This window comes from Noviluteimonas gilva, from assembly GCF_009740395.1.
GTDB lineage: Bacteria > Pseudomonadota > Gammaproteobacteria > Xanthomonadales > Xanthomonadaceae > Noviluteimonas > Noviluteimonas gilva.
The window spans coordinates 865,972-884,546 of sequence record NZ_WOXT01000001.1; the positions used below are offsets into that span (position 1 = coordinate 865,972).

General features: G+C 59.2%; 11 protein-coding genes. 10 read left to right on the forward strand and 1 reads right to left on the reverse strand.

All coding sequences use genetic code 11. The features are described 5' to 3' along the window. The first annotated feature begins 2 nt into the window (after positions 1 to 2). The 6 genes from GN331_RS03985 to GN331_RS04010 all read left to right on the forward strand — a co-directional run bounded on the left by GN331_RS03985 (position 3) and on the right by GN331_RS04010 (position 12,971). On the forward strand, positions 3 to 2,882 hold the full coding sequence (locus tag GN331_RS03985; protein ID WP_156640512.1) for an SNF2-related protein: 2,880 nt from the start codon (positions 3 to 5) through the stop codon (positions 2,880 to 2,882). A gap of 182 nt (positions 2,883 to 3,064) precedes the next feature. Next, entirely contained in the window at positions 3,065 to 5,386 is a 2,322-nt protein-coding gene (locus GN331_RS03990; protein WP_197426990.1) for an AAA family ATPase, read from the forward strand. Positions 5,387 to 5,416: 30 nt separating this feature from the next. Next, on the forward strand, positions 5,417 to 7,189 hold the full coding sequence (locus GN331_RS03995) for an AIPR family protein (RefSeq protein WP_231734323.1): 1,773 nt from the start codon (positions 5,417 to 5,419) through the stop codon (positions 7,187 to 7,189). Positions 7,190 to 7,200: 11 nt separating this feature from the next. Continuing rightward, positions 7,201 to 9,003 carry a site-specific DNA-methyltransferase gene (locus tag GN331_RS04000; protein WP_156640517.1) on the forward strand — a complete coding sequence of 601 codons (1,803 nt, stop codon included), beginning with the start codon at positions 7,201 to 7,203 and terminating at the stop codon, positions 9,001 to 9,003. Continuing rightward, complete coding sequence (locus GN331_RS04005) at positions 9,000 to 11,735, forward strand: DEAD/DEAH box helicase family protein (RefSeq protein WP_231734324.1); 2,736 nt, start codon at positions 9,000 to 9,002, stop codon at positions 11,733 to 11,735. The genes GN331_RS04000 and GN331_RS04005 overlap by 4 nt, the downstream gene beginning before the upstream one ends. 39 nt (positions 11,736 to 11,774) lie before the next feature. Beyond that, positions 11,775 to 12,971: a hypothetical protein gene (locus GN331_RS04010; protein ID WP_156640519.1), complete on the forward strand. Its 1,197-nt coding sequence runs from the start codon at positions 11,775 to 11,777 to the stop codon at positions 12,969 to 12,971. 691 nt (positions 12,972 to 13,662) lie between these two features. Here the strand turns inward: GN331_RS04010 and GN331_RS04015 are convergent. Further along, positions 13,663 to 14,100, reverse strand: a complete 438-nt coding sequence (locus tag GN331_RS04015; protein ID WP_156640521.1) for a MerR family transcriptional regulator — start codon at positions 14,098 to 14,100, stop codon at positions 13,663 to 13,665. 102 nt (positions 14,101 to 14,202) lie between these two features. Here GN331_RS04015 and GN331_RS04020 point away from each other — a divergent pair, with 102 nt between their 5' ends. The 4 genes from GN331_RS04020 to GN331_RS04035 are packed head-to-tail and all read left to right on the forward strand — an operon-like array spanning position 14,203 to position 18,561. After that, a complete protein-coding gene (locus tag GN331_RS04020; protein ID WP_231734325.1) occupies positions 14,203 to 16,149 on the forward strand; it encodes an FTR1 family protein in 1,947 nt (648 codons plus the stop codon). 10 nt (positions 16,150 to 16,159) lie between these two features. After that, on the forward strand, positions 16,160 to 16,831 hold the full coding sequence (locus tag GN331_RS04025) for a cation efflux transmembrane domain-containing protein (RefSeq protein ID WP_156640525.1): 672 nt from the start codon (positions 16,160 to 16,162) through the stop codon (positions 16,829 to 16,831). Then, positions 16,813 to 17,229, forward strand: coding sequence for a hypothetical protein (locus GN331_RS04030; RefSeq protein WP_156640527.1), 417 nt, complete (start codon positions 16,813 to 16,815; stop codon positions 17,227 to 17,229). The genes GN331_RS04025 and GN331_RS04030 overlap by 19 nt, the downstream gene beginning before the upstream one ends. Before the next feature lie 51 nt (positions 17,230 to 17,280). Continuing rightward, positions 17,281 to 18,561: a TolC family protein gene (locus tag GN331_RS04035; protein WP_156640529.1), complete on the forward strand. Its 1,281-nt coding sequence runs from the start codon at positions 17,281 to 17,283 to the stop codon at positions 18,559 to 18,561. Positions 18,562 to 18,575: the final 14 nt, after the last annotated feature.

Here is an 18,575-nt window from a genome sequence, read left to right on the forward strand (position 1 = left end):
CGATGCCCCATACCCTGCTAACCCCCTACCAAAGCCAGTACGTAGCATGGCTGCTGACTCGCAAGGCCCCGGGCGACACTGTCGAGTCCCTGGCGTCCACGCTGGTGGACTCGCAGGTCGACCTCAACCCCCATCAGGTGGATGCCGCACTGTTCGCCTGTCGCAACCCCCTGTCGCGGGGCGTGCTCCTCGCTGACGAGGTCGGTCTGGGCAAGACCATCGAAGCAGGCTTGGTCATCTCACAACGCTGGGCCGAGCGGCGGCGCAGGATCCTGATCGTCGTACCGGCCAACCTGCGCAAGCAGTGGCACCAGGAATTGCAGGACAAGTTCGGCCTGCAGGGCCTGATCCTGGAAGCTAAAAGTTACAACGCCATCCGCAAGCAGGGACGGATTCCCTTCCAGACGATTACCGGGCCGGTGATCTGCTCCTACCAGTTCGCCAAGTCCAAGTCCAAGGACGTCAAGGACATCGCCTGGGACCTGGTTGTGCTAGACGAAGCGCACCGCCTGCGAAACGTCTACAAGAAGGGAAACGTCATCGCTGCGACCTTGAAGGACGCGTTCGATCACGTTCATTCGAAGGTGCTGCTGACGGCGACGCCGCTGCAGAATTCGCTGCTGGAGCTCTATGGCCTCGTCAGCATCATCGATGACCGCGTCTTCGGCGACCTGGACAGCTTCCGAACCCAGTACACCGGAACCGGTAGGGAACAGGGCTTTGGCGCATTGCGTGAGCGCCTGTCGTCCATCTGCAAGCGCACCCTGCGCAAGCAGGTGCAGGCCTACGTCTCCTACACGGCGCGCAAGGCCATCGTGCAGGAGTTCACGCCGTCGGCAGAAGAGCAGGAGCTGAGAAGGCTCGTTGCCGAGTACCTGCGCAGGCCTAATCTTCAGGCGTTGCCCCAAAGCCAGCGCCAGCTGATCTCGCTGGTTCTGTGGAAACTGTTGGCTTCCAGCACGCATGCCATCGCGGGCGCATTGGCAACGATGAGTAATCGCCTGCAGGGCGTACTGGACGAGGCCCCCGTAGTCGACCTGACTGAAGCACTGGACGAGGACTACGAGGCGCTCGACGAGCTGGCCGATGAGGGCGGTGACGAGGATGCGGCCGGCGAATCCGAGAAGCCCCTGGCCCTGTCCCAGGAAGAGCGGGACGCGCTTTCTTCGGAGATCGACGAACTTCGCCACTTCAAGAATCTGGCGACCAACATTCGCGAGAACGCCAAGGGCAAAGCGCTGTTGACCGCGCTAGATCGGGCCTTCTCCGAACTGGACCGGCTGGGGGCGGAGAAGAAGGCCATCATCTTCACCGAATCCAAGCGGACCCAGGAATACCTGCTCGGGTTGCTGGCCGATACGCCCTACGGCGACGGCATCGTCCTGTTCAACGGCACCAACAATGATGCGCGGGCGCAGGCCATCTACAAGGAGTGGTTGAAGCGCCACGAAGGCACTGACCGCATTTCAGGATCCAAGACCGCCGACACCCGCGCTGCCCTGGTCGAGCATTTCAAGGAGCGTGGCACGATCATGATCGCCACCGAGGCAGGCGCGGAAGGCATCAATCTGCAGTTCTGCTCGCTAGCCATCAATTACGACCTGCCTTGGAACCCGCAACGTATCGAGCAACGCATCGGTCGCTGCCACCGCTACGGACAGAAGTTCGACGTGGTGGTGGTCAACTTTGTCGATCGCAGCAACGAGGCCGACCGCCGCGTATACGAGCTGCTAGAGCAGAAGTTCCAACTATTCGACGGCGTGTTCGGTGCCAGCGACGAGGTGCTGGGTGCCATCGGCTCGGGCGTGGATTTCGAACGCCGAATTGCCGACATCTACCAGAACTGCCGGGATACGAACGAGATCAGGGCGAGCTTCGAGCAATTGCAGCTCGACCTTTCCAGCGAGATCAGCGAGGCGATGGTCAAGACGCGTCAGGCGCTGCTGGAAAACTTCGACGAGCAGGTGCAGGAGAAACTACGCGTCAGTGCCGAGGACAGCAAGAGCGCCCGTAGTCGCTACGAGCGGATGCTGATGGACCTGACGCGTGCTGAGCTTGGCGACCTGGCCAGCTTCGACGATGAAGGGTTCAGCCTGCATCGCATCCCCGATGGTCTTGCGCCTGAAAGCGTCAGTCCGGGGCGTTACGAGCTGCCACGACGTACCGGGGAGGCGCATCTATATCGCATTGGCCATCCGCTGGCGGTGTTGCTCGCGGAACAGGCCAAGGCTCGAAAGCTGGATGGCGCGAAGCTTGTTTTCGATTATGCAGCTCACGGCCAGAAGATCAGTACGGTGGAGACCTATCGGGGCAAGGCGGGCTGGCTAACGGTCAAGCTGATCGAGGTCAAATCACTGAGCGAAAGCGAGCAGCATCTGATGGTGGCAGCAAGCACTGCCGATGGCGCGGTTCTGGAAGAAGACGACCCGGTCAAGCTACTCCGCATGCCTGCCTCGCAGACGCAAGGCGGAATCTCTGCTCCGGAAAGTGCGTTGTTAGCCGATGTCGAGACTCGAAAGACCGAGCTTCTGCGAGAAATCAATCAGCGCAACCTTGGCTATTTCGAGCAGGAGGTCCAAAAGCTGGATGCCTGGGCGGACGATCTCAAGCTCGGCCTGGAGCAGGAGATCAAGGAGATCGACCGCGAAATCAAGGATGTGCGCCGCACCGCCGCAACCTCACCCACGCTTGAAGAAAAGCTGGCGCACCAGAAACATCAGCGCGAACTGGAAGCCAAGCGCAGCAAGTTGCGTCGTGAACTATTTGCGCGCCAGGACGAAGTGGAGGAACAGCGCAATGGGCTAATCAGCCAACTGGAAGAACAACTCCAGCAGCAAGTTGAGGAGCGCACGCTGTTTACAGTTGAGTGGGAACTGATCTAAGGGAGATGTATGGGGGCGCCATCAGAAGATGTAGTCAAGGAAGTTGTCCGGGTACTGACAGAGGAAAACTTGTTGTTGCCGAATGATGGCGAAAAGCTGAAGTCCAAGATTGCAACTGGAACCATAAAGGCGGAGGACTGGCTTCTCGCTGCCCAGAAGGCGGTCGACAAGGAGGCCGACCAGTGACCGCTCCTGCAATCGTCAGCTTGTCCATTGAGAACCTTCGGGGCTCAGTGACTCCTTTTACCCTGGCTTTTGAGAAGAACAAGAAACTTACGATCGTCTACGGTGAGAACGGAACGGGAAAATCCACCATTTCCGATGCGCTCGACCTGCTCGGGAACGAAAAGGTTGGCTCGTTAGAAAACAGAGGCGTGGGCGCTGCGACGCGGCCATACTGGCCCTCTGTTGGTAAAGCACATGCCGATGTCAAGGTAGCGCTCACGACGCTGGCAGGCACATGCACCCTATCGCTCGGCAAGATGGCTGCGGTTGTCGATAACCCGTCCCTGAAGCCGCAGGTGGCCGTGTTGCGGCGCAGTCAGATACTGAACTTGATCGCCGCGCAACCGGCTGATCGCTACAAGGCAATTAGTCGATTTGTTGATGTCTCAGGAGTGGAAGCGTCCGAGAGCACTCTGCGCAAGCTAATCAACGACAAAAACAAAGATTTCGATAACGCGACGGCGCGCGTGGGTGCCAATCGGACTTCCATCGAGAACTTCTGGGAACAGGCGGGAAAGGCTCCGCCTGATGCGTTTTCATGGGCAAAGTCCGAAGTACAGAAAGATCAAAAGGAGCTTGATCAAAAGAAGGCTGCAATTGACGAGTTGGTCTCCCGCTGGGACAAGGTCATCCCACATCAGAATAGGCTTATCGAACTTAGCGGCCAATTAAAGACGGCTGAAGCTGCTTTGGAAAAGGCCGAAGTCGACCTGGAGGCGATCACGAGCGATGCGGCTGATGGCTATGTGGAAGTTCTGGAGATTCTGAAGGCCGCGCAAAAGCACTTCACCACGCATCCCCATCCATCGGTATGCCCGCTGTGCGAAAGCAACGAAAAGGCTGGAGAGCTCGTTACTGAAGTCAATCGGCGGATCGAGGCCCAAGGTTTACATTCCAAGCTGGATGCCGCCAAAAAGGCCGTAGCAGCCCAGCGCGGCGTTGTCCAAGCGGCGACGCAACGGCTCGAAGATTTCAAGAAGGATGCCGCAAATGACTTTGCAGCATTGGAATCCTATTGTACGGATGGAAGCAGGCTGGCCGAGCTGGAACTTCCCGCCTTTCCTGTCCCGAGCCAGCCAGAGCAATGGGCAGATTGGATAGACGGAAACAAGGATAAGCGTGACGAATGGAAGCGGACCTCTGATGCATGCGTGGACGCCAAGATGTTCGTTGAAACCCTGCGTCTTTCCTTGAAGAATCTTGAAGAGAGTGAGGCGGCGGCCAAAGAGCTGGAGGTGGTTCTCCCGCGTCTTCGAGAAATTCTGAAAATCGTAGAACGCGAACGCAAGAAGTACACCGACTCGGTGCTGGATGCCATATCCACTCGGGTTGGTGAGCTATACGAGGCAATTCATCCAGGCGAAGGGTTGAACAAGATTGTTCTGGCGCTGGATGCAGCCAAGCGCGGCTCTTTGGACATCGCAACGGAGTTTGCAGGCAGGCAAGACAGTCCGCCGCAGGCGTACCTAAGCGATTCCCATCTGGATACGTTGGGCCTGTGTGTTTTCCTGGCACTGGCCGAGCACGAAGTCCCAGAACAAAAGATCCTGGTTCTGGATGACGTGCTGGGTAGCGTTGATGAACCCCACGTGGAGAGGGTGATTGGCCTGATTTACGAAGTTAGCCAGAAATTCCGGCATGCCCTCATTACGACGCACTACCGCCCCTGGCGGGAGAAGTTCCGTTGGGGAATCCTGAAGCCTGACCAGGTTTGTCAGTTCGTCGAGCTAAGGGGCTGGTCTCTTAGCGACGGAATGGCGTTGAGTGGATCGATACCGGAGATCGCGCGGCTAAAGGTTCTGTTGGATGACCAGAATCCAGATATTCAAGCTATCACTGGAAAGGCGGGGGTCATTCTGGAGGCTTTGCTGGACTTCATCACTCTCAAGTACGGGTGCGCAGTGCCTAGGCGAGCGGGTAATGCTTACGTACTTAGCGATCTGCTCGACGCGGTGAACGGGAAGTTGATGGCCGCCTTGACCGGTGAGTTGGTGGTCGTGGACGACACCGGTTCTCAGGCCGTCACACCTGTGCCGATCAAGCCAATTTTAGAAGAGATCAAGACAATCGCCCAAGCAAGAAATGTGTTGGGAGCGCACTTCAATGCGCTAGCGTTTGATCTGTATCCGAGCGAAGGAATTAGGTTCGCGCGGCTAGTCGAGCAACTCTGTGACGCATTGATTTGTCCGGATCACGGCTGGCCTACCAAAGACACGGGCAGCTATTGGAAGAACGGCGGCGACACGCGCCGCCTTCACCCATTGAAGAAGCCGAGTTAATCGCACATGGCAAAGCTAGAAGCTCACTACATGACGATTCTGAAGAAGGTTCTGGCTGAACGTTTCGTCCCGTTCTTGCCGCCACTCTTGGACACTAGCAAACCTGCCAGCGATCAGGAGGCCAAGCAACTATCTAGGGGCTTCAGCGCCTTTGTGCTTCACAAGCTACTCGGCATCTCTCCGCAAGATGCCGCAGCTTCGGTCGTAGATGACTTCAACGACAAGGGACTCGACGCAGTCCACTATGACGAGGGCTCGGAAACGCTGTATTTGCTGCAGACCAAGCTCAAGGAGTCAGAGCAGTTCAAGCAGGAGGACGCCCTTCCATTCTGCGAAGGAATCCGTCTCATGCTCAAGCAGGACTTTGCTGCTTTCAACGCCAACGTCCAAAGCCGCAAGGTTGAGATCGAGGCGGCGCTAGATGCGTGTAGTCAAATCAAGCTCGTCGCCACGTATACGGGCGACGGTATCTCTCAGACCGCAAGCGATGCGCTGCAGTCGCTCCTTGACGATGAGAGTCTCGACGAGGAGCGCCTTGTAAAGCAGGTGACGCACTACACAGCCACTGAGGTTGCAAGGGACCTTTTGGCAGAGCAAGCCTATCAGCCCGTTCACACGGAAATCGGCCTTCAAAAGCATTCTAAGGTCGAGGAGCCGAGGGCAACGTACTACGGCATCGCTAGGCTTACCGATCTGGTGACGCTGCACCTCGAAAAAGGCAGGGCGCTGTACGAACGCAACATCCGCTATTTCTTGGGCAGTCGCTCCGATGTTAACAAGGCCATAAAGAATACGTTGCGAGATGACCCCGGGAGCTTTTTCTACCTCAATAATGGCGTGACCGCCGTTTGCGACAGTATTGAGGTAAAGGGAAACAACCCCAATAGTGGCTTTAGGAAGTTCAAGGTTCGCGGCCTGTCCATCATCAACGGTGCGCAGACTGTGGCCTCGGCGGCTGAGTTTGTGTCGCAAAACGCGAGCAGTGACATTAGCGACGCTAAGGTAATGCTCACTCTCATCAAAGCTCCGACCGACAGCCAGTTCGGTAGACGTGTCACCAAAGCACGCAATCATCAAAACCCCGTCCAGACTGCAAACTTCGCGTCATTGGACGAGAACCAAGAGCGCTTGCGGCAAGAGATCAGCTATCTTGGATACACGTATCACTACCGGCCGGAAGCCAGCGTCGCCGGAGCGAATTCAATTACGTTGGACGAAGGCATTCGCGCATTGGCGCTACAGCAGAAGGATGCCCGCTATCCAGCCTGGATAAAGACCGAGTTCGGTCGCCTTTCCGATCCTGAAGGGGTTGAGTATCAGGCTCTGTTTCCGTCAACGCTGACCAGCTTTAGCCTGGTCAACAGCGTTTTGCTCTATCGGGTCATACGTGACCTTGTTGCGGACTATGATGCGCGCGCCGCGGCAGGAAGCCAGGAACGACTGATTTACAGGCATGGGAACCATGTGATTGCGTCGGTTATGATGAAACGGCTGCGCAACCGCATCGCCAAAGCGGAGCTAGCTGATGGCGCTGCCATCAACGGATTGATTGGTCCATCCCTCGATCAGCTTCGTCAGGAGACGGCCAACTTGGGGGCTTCCCAGTTGGGGCTAAGTGGGCCGTTGTCCTTCTTCAGAAGCCAAGGAAATGTTGTTTCCTTCATGGCATCGCTGATGGAAACACATTATGGGTTGGTCGCCGATCCAACTGTGATTCATTTGCGCAGTGTCGCAAACGCAGCGGACGAATATCCGCGCAAGAGCTTGGTCAATTACCTTTCTGATCGCGCTCCTCAGATTTGAGAGCAATACGCATGAGCAAGCAAAAACTAGAGCTGACCTGGATTGGGAAAGAGAAGCGGCCCAGGCTGGAGCCACGCATCCTGCTCGAAGATCCAGAAAGGTCCTACCACGCCAAGCATCGCGTGACGGACAGCGACGTCTTCGACAACAAGCTGATCTTTGGTGACAACCTGCTTGCGCTGAAGGCGCTAGAGCATGAGTTCGCTGGCAAGGTGAAATGTGTCTACATCGACCCACCTTTTAACACGCAGCAGGCTTTTGACCACTACGACGACGGATACGAACATTCCATATGGCTCGGACTCATTCGTGATCGCGTCGAATCAATTCGCCGATTGCTGTCAGACGACGGGACGCTTTTCGTTCACATCGATGACAATGAGCTTGGCTACTTGATCGTGCTGCTTGACGAAATATTTGGCCGTCGTAACCGCATCGGAGTAATAACCTTTAAGCAGAGTTCCGCTTCTGGTCCGAAGGCCATCAATCCTGGGCTCGTCACGACGAACAACTACATTTTGTACTACGCAAAGAACAAGGACGCATGGTCTCCGAATCGCGTCTTCGTTCCGGGGCCGCGTGATGATAGGTACTCCAAGTACATCGAGAACTACGATCATGATTTCCGAGACTGGCATCTTACCGGTCTGCGCGAGGCGTTTCTTCGGAGCAACAGGCTGCATGCATGGGACGAGGCCAAGGCGAAGTTCGCTGATAAGCTCGAAGCCAAGCTCACCGAATTCGTAGTTGCCAATGCGCACCGAGTTGTTCGCACTGCACGAGTGGCGCCCAAAGATGTTAATGAGTCAGCACGGGAGGCCCTTAGTCAGTCAACCGCTGATCGAACAAAGGTCTATCGGTCGAAACGGGAAGATAGAGATGATTACTACTTCCTTGGCGGTGAGCAGTTGGTTTTCTACAAGGCTAAGACTCGGATAATTGACGGGGAAGCAACGACCGCATCGCCACTGACAAATCTTTGGGATGATTTGCTGTCGAACAACTTGCATAACGAGGGCGGCGTTTCATTTCCTAACGGGAAAAAGCCTGAAGGATTGATCAAGAGATGCCTCGAGCTCGCGACGAAACCAGGGGATATCGTTCTTGATTCGTTTGCGGGCTCCGGTACTACCGGTGCTGTTGCGCACAAGATGGGGCGCCGCTGGATCATGTTGGAGTTGGGCGAACATTGCGATACCCACATCATCCCTCGACTTCGGAAGGTCATCGATGGAGAAGATTTGTCTGGAGTAACAAAGGCAGTTGGCTGGCCGGGAGGCGGGGGTTTCCGCTACTACAGGCTCGCGCCTAGCCTCATCGTGGACGACCGCTGGGGCAATCCAGTCATTAACCCGGAGTACAACTCCGCGATGCTGACCGAGGCGCTGACTAAGCTGGAGGGCTTTTCCTACGCGCCATCGGAGGCGATCTGGTGGCGGCACGGTCATTCCAGTGAGCGGGACTTTATCTACGTCACTACCCAGAATCTATCCGCAGACCAGTTGCAGGCACTGTCCGAGGAGGTAGGCTCAGACAAGAGCCTGCTTGTTTGTTGCTCAGCCTTCCATGCTGTTACGGCGGCTCAGGCTGCAACGCGCTGGCCGAACCTGACGCTGAAGAAGATCCCGAAGATGGTGCTGGCCCGCTGCGAGTGGGGCCACGACGACTACAGCCTCAACGTGACAAACCTGCCGGTGGCGACACCTGATCCTGTCGTACCTACGGTTCCGGCTACTGGTAGCAGGAGCCGCAGGACGCCTGCAAATGAGGACCAGGGCGACATCTTTGGCCAGAACGTCGGGGAGGATGCATGATGAATCCCCGCGTTCTGCATGCCATCACTGGCCGCCTGTCCCTTCGCCCGCCGCAAGAGGAATCCCTCAAGCGGCTGGCTCGAGCGATAGAGATCTCGCCAGACCTCCTGCAGCATGAGCGAGAGGTCTTAGCCATTTTATCCACGCTGAAGGCCGAGTTCAGCACGCTGGAAGATTTTGAACGCGAATTCCCCTCGCTGTGTTTCGCGCTGGCTACGGGAGTGGGCAAGACACGTCTGATGGGTGCGTTCATCGCCTATATGCACTTGGCGCACGGCATCAATAACTTCTTCGTGCTCGCCCCGAACCTGACCATTTACAACAAGCTGATCGCGGACTTCACGCGTAACACGCCCAAGTACGTGTTCAAGGGGATCGCCGAGTTTGCGCAGCAGCCACCCCTGATCATCACCGGTGACAACTATGACCAGACCGGCGCTGCGGTGGAGGACCAGCCTAGGGGTTTTGCTCACGACGTTCGCATCAACATCTTCAACATCTCCAAGATCAATTCTGAAGTGCGCGGCGGCAAAGAGCCGCGCATTAAGCGGATGCGGGAAGTGCTGGGCGACAGTTATTTCAACCACCTGGCGAACCTGTCCGACCTCGTGTTGCTGATGGACGAATCGCACCGCTACCGTGCCCAGGCCGGTATGCGGGCAATCAACGAGCTGAAACCGTTGTTCGGACTAGAGGTCACGGCGACGCCGTTCGTCGAATCCAGTAGGGGGCCGGTGCCGTTCAAAAACGTGGTAATGGACTATCCGCTGGCGCAGGCGATGGAGGACGGCTTCGTCAAGGAGCCCGCCGCCGTCACCCAGCGCAACTTCGACGCCAAGGCCCACACGTCGGAGGAGATCGAAAAAACCAAGCTGGAGGACGGAGTTCGTCTTCACGAGACAACAAAGGTGGAGCTGGTGACCTACGCTCGTGAGAGCGGCGTCAAAGCGGTCAAGCCCTTCATGCTCGTCATTGCGCGCGATACCACGCACGCAGCGCAACTACTGGATCTGCTGGAATCCGACGCGTTCTACGAGGGGCGATACAGGGGCAAGGTGATCCAGGTCGATTCCAGCCGTACCGGTGCGGAAGAGGAAGAGATGATCACCCGCCTGCTGGCCGTGGAGAGCGTCGACGAGCCAACCGAGATTGTCATCCACGTCAACATGCTCAAGGAAGGCTGGGACGTAACTAACCTGTACACGATCGTTCCGCTGCGCGCTGCTAATGCACGTACACTGATCGAGCAGAGCATCGGCCGCGGCCTGCGCCTGCCCTATGGCAAGCGCACAGGCGTGGCGGCGGTAGATCGGCTGAACATCGTCGCCCACGACAAGTTCCAGGAGATCGTCGATGAGGCCAACCGCGGCGACTCCCCGATTCGCCTGAAGCAGGTCATCCTCGATGCGCCGAGCGCAGACGACAAGAAGGTCAGCGTACAGATTGAGTCGGGAGCGGCTGCCCGCATGGGGCTTGCGTCCAATCCCGCGATCGGTCCGGCGATAGGTGTCATTGGTACCGACGCCGCGTCTGCGCCAGTGCCCGTGTTCAACACCGAAGTGGAGAGGCAGGTTGCTCGCGCGGTCATGGAGGTAATCGGTACGTACGAGGTCAAGCCCGACCTGGTGCCTACAAGCGACACATTGCTCAACGCGGGCATCCAGAAGGACATACAGGAGAAGGTCGCCGAACTGCTGAAGCCGAAGCAGGGCGAGCTGCTGAAGGGCGTGGACGATCAAGCGCTGACTATCGATCTGCCCGCTTTGGTTGCGAAGGCCACCGAAGTGGTGGTTCAGCAGACCATCGACATCCCACGTATCGCGGTAGTGCCGAAGGGCGAGGTCACGACCGGCTTCCGACCATTCACGCTGGATGTCAGCCGGCTTCACCTGCAGCCAGGCGAACGAGAGATCGTCGGACAAAACCTGCGTACCAATGAACAATTCACCTTGGCCGCCGAGATCGGCTTGAAGGAGCAGCGGCCGGAGGACTACATCGTCCACGCCCTGATCGACTTCGATGATGTCGACTACTTCACACATGCTGACCTGCTGTACGAGCTCGCGAGCCAGATGGTCCAGCATTTGAATGGCTACCTTTCGGACACCGAAGTCGTCAGCGTGCTGGATCGGGACCGACGACTGATCGCCAAGGAGATCCACGCGCAGATGATGTTGCACTTCTTTGAGGATGCGGCTGAGTTCGAGGTGCAAGTCAGTCGTGGGTTCACCGAACTCAAGCCATGCAACTACACGGTGACAGCGGGGCAGCCGCCGCGCCACTATCGCGAGACCGTCGACGATGTAGGTCGCATCAAGCAGATGCTGTTCGGTGGTTTCAAGAAATGTCTCTATCAGCTGCAGAAGTTCGACTCGGACACGGAACGTCGCTTCGCGGTCATCCTGGAAAGGGACGCCATCAAATGGTTCAAGCCTGCGAAGGGGCAGTTCCAGATCTACTACAAGTTAGGCACAGAGCAACCGGAGTATGTGCCCGACTTCGTTGTCGAGACCGCTGCGGCAATCCTCATGGTTGAAACCAAGAGGCGGGACGACTTGCAGACTCCCGAGGTGAAGGCTAAGGCCGAGGCGGCGGCACGTTGGTGCAAGCATGCCTCCGACTATGCCGCGACCGTCGGCGGAAAGCCTTGGAAGTATCTGCTGATCCCGCACGATGAGGTTGCCGAGAACAAGACGTTGGCCGACTACATGCGGTTCGAGCAGAAGGCCTAGAGCTGACGGGAGTGAAGTGTGTCGGGAAGAATGTTGCCCGTGTCGGTTGCTGATTGGTCCCAAGTAATCCTCTCAGCCGAGAAGCCGCTCGACTTTCTGCTAAGAAAGGGTGTTGCCGTGTATATCAAGGTTCGGCGAGATAGCGAGATCGTGTATCGCCATTACAAGGTACCTTTAGCTCAATGGGAGCGGAGCACGCTCCCCTTCCCAGCATTCCAGAACACGAGAGCTCCAATGTCGCCTGGAGATCTGGCGCCGGCGGAACTTTCTGAGTCTCATCCTCTGTTTGGTCTGGAGAAGGTCGACTCTCTTCCCCGTGTGGGGTTCCTTGAGGAGGCGGCTTTTCTGCGCCTGGACGATGGGGCGCTCGCAGAGATTGCCGTGTCTCGGTCCTGCTTTGTCTCAAGCTTTTCGGGTGAAGGGTTTTTGACTCCACGCCCTTGCGAGGTCACCGATCAAACGCTCGGTGGATACTCCATCAAGAAGCCGCTGCGAATCGAGGCTGCTGACTTGGCGAGATTCGAGTTCGATCGCGCCATCATCGTCGACAAGAGAAGACTAGATTGGGTGTTGGCAAGGATCTCCCCAATGGAGGCGCCTCCCCCTGAGCAATTCGCTATCCAGATCGAGGTGGGTGAGAGCGACTTGTATGTGACTTCAGTCGACTTCGAGGCGCTGAGACACGAAGAACGGCTGGACCGCCAGCTGATCGAATATCCCTTCTTGCACAAAGAGCAAATGCCAGGAATCTATTGGATGTTCCAGGCTGCGTACGCGCATAATCACCTAGAGTCGGTGCCTAGAGATAAAGTTGGTGAGTGGCTGAAGGAAAATGCGCCGAAAGGCACCTACCGCTACAAGAGTATCCGAACGGCAACGAAGTTTGTCTGGCCTGAAGTCGATAGAGCTAGTGGCGGCAAAGGTCGCGGAGAGTTCGTCCTTGAGGATCTCGATGACTGGACGGTTGCAGATGATTACAAGTTTCCCTTTATCAGCAAAGGACTCTCGTTCGTTCTTGCCATTGCAGACTGGTGGGTAAAAGTCCTACGCAAAAATCCGGATACAGCCGCGGTGACTCTTGCCGAGAAGCTCGTGGAGAACAAATTCGCTGGCTTGGAAGTAGGCGACCTCGTGTATCTCATCAGCGGGGCACAGATCACGGAGGAAGAGGCTGCGTCCTTTGGGTCGTATCTGAAGGAGATGGGCAAAAGAGTGCGGCCTATTATTAGTAAATAGGCCGAGTAGAAGTCTCTCAGCTGCCCCCGAAACAGGAGGTCGGCTTCGCCAAGCTCCAATTGGGGCACGATCATCCTGCCTTGCGATTAATTGTCACTACATTGCCGCCGCTATCAGCCCGCAAGGCATCCAGATAGTCAGCCCATTTCTGCACGGCCTTTCGGCACTCGTCCAGAGTCCCGGTGAGTCAAACACAACTCTCGCCAGGAAGCTGATTGAGAACAAGTTTGGGGGCTTGGAAGTGGATGACCTCGTATATCTCATTAGCGGATCCAGCCTCGCGAACCAATAAGCTTTGTCAGTCCAGAAGAATCTAAGCGCGCCACCTAACCGCTTTGATTGCTCCTGGCGTCAGTTGGAGGGCAATCTGTAGAACGTGGGCCGTCAGTGAAATCACTGCTGAATTCGCTGGCCACAGAGCTTCAGGCGCTGAGCGGCGCAAGTCCCCCAGGCCCGGCGCATCGGATCCCGAACTTGATAGGCGTCCTGAGCCCGTCGGGCCGTCAAATGGCTTCGGGCAGGACTCGGACACCGCCAGCACTTCAATGTACTTCCGATGCTCTCTTCATATCGGCAGGATCAGGTGTCGCGCCCGAGCTGGAATGTCAAATGTGAGTCAGATTGGGAGTCATTACTAAGCGGTGGCTTGCAGATAGATCATTGAAAGCAATGGGTTGCGACTACCCAACGGCTACAACGAGGGCGAACGACGATCCTGTGCCTTGGATGCGGCCGTATCGGCCGGTTGGCGCAAGGCGCCGAGGATCGCGCAATGATCGCGTTCGCCGCCGGCGCACTGGGTGATGACTCGTTCCAACTCGGCGGCCATGTTGCTCAACTCACGGATGCGGTTACGGATATCGGTTAGGTGTTCGCGCGCAATGACGTCCACGTCGCAGCAGGACATCGTCGGATCGTCATCGAGGCTGAGCAGGCTGCGGATCTCCTCCAGGCTGAAGCCGAGCTCGCGCCCGCGGCTAATGAAACGCAGCCGGTCGACTTCGGCCGTGCTGTATTCGCGGTAGCCACTCGCGGTGCGGGCGGGCGAGGGCATGAGGCCCGAGCGTTCGTAGTAGCGGATGGTCTCCAGGTGGCAGCCGCTGGCGGCCGCCGCTTCACTGATTTTCATTCGCATTGGCTCTTGACCCTGTAGTAGCTACGGACTTTACGCTGGGCTCCTGCGTGGTGCCAGCCCGGCATCCCCTCGATGGGGTTTGAGCCTGTGCGTTGCTTGATTCGATTCGCTTTGCTCGCCTGGCTGGCCCTGGCTGTTGGCCTCGGGACGGTCCAGGCGGCGGAAACCCCTGGCGCGAACCCACGCCAAACCTGGCAGCTCTTGGACTACGTGGCCGTGGACTACGCCGGCGCGGTTCAAGCCGGGCAGGTGGTCGCGCCGGCGGAATACGCCGAGATGCGCGAGTTTGCAGGCACGGTGCGGATTCAGCTGGCGGCGTTGCCCACGACGCCGGCCCAGCCGGCCTTGCTGGCGCAGGCTGACCGTCTCATCGCAGCCGTCGAGGCCAAAGCTGAGGCACGAGACGTGGCCACCTTGGCGCATCAGCTGGCCGACGCGCTGCTGAAGAGCTACCCCATCGCTGCGGCGCCCACGATGCCGCCCGACCTGGCACGGGCCGCTCCGCTGTACGCACAGCAGTGCGCAGGCTGCCACGGCGCCTCGGGGCGGGGTGACGGACCGGTCGCGGCCAGCCTTAACCCGCCGCCGATCAATTTCACCGATGCCGAACGCGCGGCGCGACGTAGCCCCCTGGCGCTGTATCAGGCGATCTCGCAGGGCATCCAAGGCACGGCGATGACCGGCTTTACCGGATTGTCCGATGCCGATCGCTGGGCGCTGGCGTTCTACGTCGGCGGCTTGGCGTATCCCCAAGAAGCGCGAGCGAAGGGCGAAGCCTTGTGGCGCGACAACGCCGCGTTGCACCGCCAACTCCCGACCCTCGAGTCGCTTACCCGAACCAGCGAAGCGGATCTCGCCTCCTCGCTCGGGCAAGCGCAGCAAGCCCAGGCAATCGTGGCGTACCTGCGCTCGCAGCCTCAGGCTGTCACCGCTCACGCCCCGGGCCCAACTGGCGGCCCGTTCGCGCTGGCGCGGCAGCGTCTGGCCGACAGCGTGCAAGCCTTCGCCGCAGGCGATGCCACGCAGGCCAAGGCCTTGGCCCTCTCGTCTTATCTGGACGGCGTCGAGCCCGTCGAGCCCACGCTCGCCGCCCGCGATCGTGCCCGGATGCGCCAAATCGAAACCGCCATGAGTGCGTACCGCGCGCAACTCGGCCGAAATACCCCAGCGACCGAAGTGACGCGGCAAGCAGACCAGATCACAGTCCTGTTCGATCGCGCAGAGAAGGTGTTGCAGGACAGTCACACCGACAGCACCACCGCGTTCCTCGGCAGCTTCACCATCCTGCTCCGCGAAGGCCTAGAGGCGTTGCTGATCGTGATCGGCATGATCGCCTTCCTGCGCAAGGCTGAGCGGCGCGAGGTGCTGCCTTACGTGCACGCAGGCTGGGTGGGTGCCTTGCTGGCAGGGGTAGTGACCTGGGCGATTGCCACCTATCTGGTCGGCGTCAGCGGCGCCAATCGTGAAGTTACTGAAGGACTGTCAGCGCTGTTCGCCGCCGTTGTACTGCTCATCGTCGGCATCTGGATGCACCAGAAGAGTCTCGCCGGCCGTTGGCAGCAGTACCTGCACGCCAAGATGTCGGCCGCGCTGACACGGCGCTCGGCGATCTTTTTGTTCTCGCTCGCGTTCATTGCGGTCTACCGCGAAGTGTTCGAGACAATCCTGTTCTTCATCGCGATGTGGAGCGAGCACAACGGCGGCGCGATTGTCGCCGGGCTGGTCGCCGGCAGCGCGGCGCTGGCGGCGATCGCGTACTGGATGCTGCGCGTGAGCAAGCGCTTGCCGATCGGCCAGTTCTTCTCGATCAGTTCGCTCCTGATCGCCGTGCTCGCGGTCGTGCTGGTGGGCAAGGGCATCGCCGCCTTGCAGGAGGCCGGTTGGGTCGGGCAAGCGCTGGTGGCCGTGCCGCGCATCGACTGGCTCGGCGTGTATCCATCCTGGCAATCGCTGCTGGCCCAGCTTGCCGTCGCGGTGATCGCCGCCGGTGGTTTCTATTTCAACGCCCGTTCTTCACGCGCTATGGCGCGCGTCAGCAAATGAGGTTCATCCGATGAGCGATTGTGGTTGCCACGACACTGCCACCACGCTGAGCAAGAACACCGATCACGCTCGTCGCCGGGTTCTGTGGGTCGTGCTGGCGATCAATGTGCTGCTGTTCGTCGGCGAGTTCAGTGCCGGCTGGTGGGCAGACTCCAGCGCATTGCAGGCTGATTCTCTCGACAGTCTGGGCGATGCGTTGGTCTACATCCTGAGCCTGTGGGTGATCGGCGGCACGCTGCGGCAACGGACCAAGGCGGTGTTTCTCAAAGGTGGAATCCAGGCTCTGTTCGGAGTGGCCGTGCTGGTCGAAGTCGCTCGCCGCGCCTGGTTAGGTGCCGAACCCGTCGCGCCGATCATGGCCGTCGCTGCCGGCATTGCCCTCGTTGGCAACCTGATCTGTTTCGGATTGCTGACGCGCTTTCGCAGCGACGACATGAACATGCGCTCGGTCTGGCTGTGTTCGCGCAACGACTTGGTAAACAACGTCGGCGTGATCGCCGCCGCCGGGCTAGTGGCGTGGATCGAGAGTCCATGGCCCGACCTCGTGATCGGCACACTGGTCGCGTTGCTGTTTCTGCGCACAGCCGCACATGTGTTGTCCGGGGCCCTTAAGGATTGGCGGCAAGGCGACGTTTCCGTGCCGTCGGCGACGAAGGAGTCGACATGCACCTCCGGCTGCTGAAATTTCATAACGTACCGAGCGGTGTGTATGGTGCGCGGATGTCCGCGCGCACCTTCCCTCCAATGCTGGCTCGTCTACGCGCATCGGCGGGTCTGGGAGTGCTCGTGTTGCTGGTGTTCGTGATGAAGATTGACATGGCGACCGCCTGCCAGGCCAACGATGCGCGCCAGGCGCTTGGCGGTGACGCGCCGGTTGCTTTCGTCGATGCCGCGGCAGCATATGACAAGGGTTGTTGTTTGTTGTCTGGGTGCGGCGACTGTTGTGCCCACACACTGGCCCTGGTTCCGCAGTCTCGCGTCCTGCCACCACTGGTGGCGACTGCGGCATTGCCGCAATGGGCGATTGGTTGGGCGCCCACCACCTATCCGGTAGCGATGCGACCTCCGATCGCCGTGTGACGTCGTCTGCCGGCTTGGCTGGTTGATCGTTACCTCTTTCGGAGAAAGCCTATGTGGTTGCGTCTGGCGGCGATTGCCGTCGTGGCGTTGGCGTGGTGCAGTGGAACTGCCGCGCAGACGCGTTCTGTGTTGTCCCTCGACGACGCCTTTGCGCGCGTCGCCGAATCTCACCCGGAGTTGCGCCTGCTGGGCGCTCGTCGCGATGTGCTCAGCGCCGAACGCGATCGTGCAGGGCTGCGCTCCCCGTTGATTGCCGGTGCGAGCATTGAGAATGCGTTCGGCACGGGTGAGGCCAGCGGCCTGCAAAGCGCGGAGCTGACGCTTTCTTTGGCGTCGGTGCTCGAACGCGGTGGCAAGCTCGATGCGCGCCGCACGCTGGCGCAAAGCCGGATCGATGCCCTGGCAGTGGAACGGGAGTCGCGCCGTCTGGACCTGCTAGCCGAGGTGGCGCGTCGCTACCTGGCCATGGTGGCCGCAAAGCGCCAGGGCGAGATTGCCCAACTCGACATCGCTCAGCGCCAACGCACGGTTGCCGGCGCCCGCCAGCGTCTGCAGGCCGGCGCCTCGCCGGAGTCGGTAGTGCTGACCGCACAAGCGGCGTTGGCCCGCGCAGAGTTGGAGCGCGCACGCGCAGAACAAGCCTACGCCGCAGCGCGTCAACATCTGGCGGCGCTGTGGGGCGAGCGTGCGCCGACTTTCGACATCGTCGGTGCTGATCCTTTGGTGCTGCCGCCCGTCGCGGACTTCGCCACGCTGACGACCTTGCTGGATCACACGCCGGAACTCGCGCAGTTCGCCGACGAGCGTCGTATTCGCGAAGCCCGCCTGCAACTGGCGCGCAGCGAGGTCTCTGCTGATCTCGACTGGCAGGTAGGCGTGCGTCGCCTGCAGGCCACCGATGACGTGGCGCTGATCGGCAGTGTGTCGATGCCACTGGGCGCGCGTCGCCGCGCAGAACCCGAGATCCGAGCCGCAGACGCCGAGCTGGCATCGCTCGAAATCGAGCGCGAGGCCAAAGGTTTGTCGTTGTACTCGACGCTGGCCGACGCACACGGCAGCTACCGCACTGCACAGCTTGAGGTCGAGCGCCTGCAGAAGGACGTGCTGCCAAGACTCGCGAAGGCCGAAGCCGCCGCGGAGCGCGCCTATCGCGCTGGCGCCATCAGCTATCTCGAATGGGCGCAGTTGCAGTCCGAGCGGACCAGCGCCAGTAAACAGCAATTGGATGCCGCGCTGGAAGCCCAGCGCGCCCTGATCGAAATCCAGCGATTGACCGGCGAGCCCTTCGTGGCCACTCCCGCCGCACCCGCTGCCACCGGAGAGTCACCGTGATGCTTCATCGATGG

Coding starts and splice junctions, on each gene's coding strand:
- GN331_RS03985 (WP_156640512.1), top strand. CDS start 3: ATGCCCCATACCCTGCTAACCCCCTACCAAAGCCAGTACGTAGCATGG.
- GN331_RS03995 (WP_231734323.1), top strand. CDS start 5,417: ATGACGATTCTGAAGAAGGTTCTGGCTGAACGTTTCGTCCCGTTCTTG.
- GN331_RS04000 (WP_156640517.1), top strand. CDS start 7,201: ATGAGCAAGCAAAAACTAGAGCTGACCTGGATTGGGAAAGAGAAGCGG.
- GN331_RS04005 (WP_231734324.1), top strand. CDS start 9,000: ATGATGAATCCCCGCGTTCTGCATGCCATCACTGGCCGCCTGTCCCTT.
- GN331_RS04015 (WP_156640521.1), bottom strand. CDS start 14,100: ATGAAAATCAGTGAAGCGGCGGCCGCCAGCGGCTGCCACCTGGAGACC.
- GN331_RS04025 (WP_156640525.1), top strand. CDS start 16,160: ATGAGCGATTGTGGTTGCCACGACACTGCCACCACGCTGAGCAAGAAC.
- GN331_RS04030 (WP_156640527.1), top strand. CDS start 16,813: ATGCACCTCCGGCTGCTGAAATTTCATAACGTACCGAGCGGTGTGTAT.
- GN331_RS04035 (WP_156640529.1), top strand. CDS start 17,281: ATGTGGTTGCGTCTGGCGGCGATTGCCGTCGTGGCGTTGGCGTGGTGC.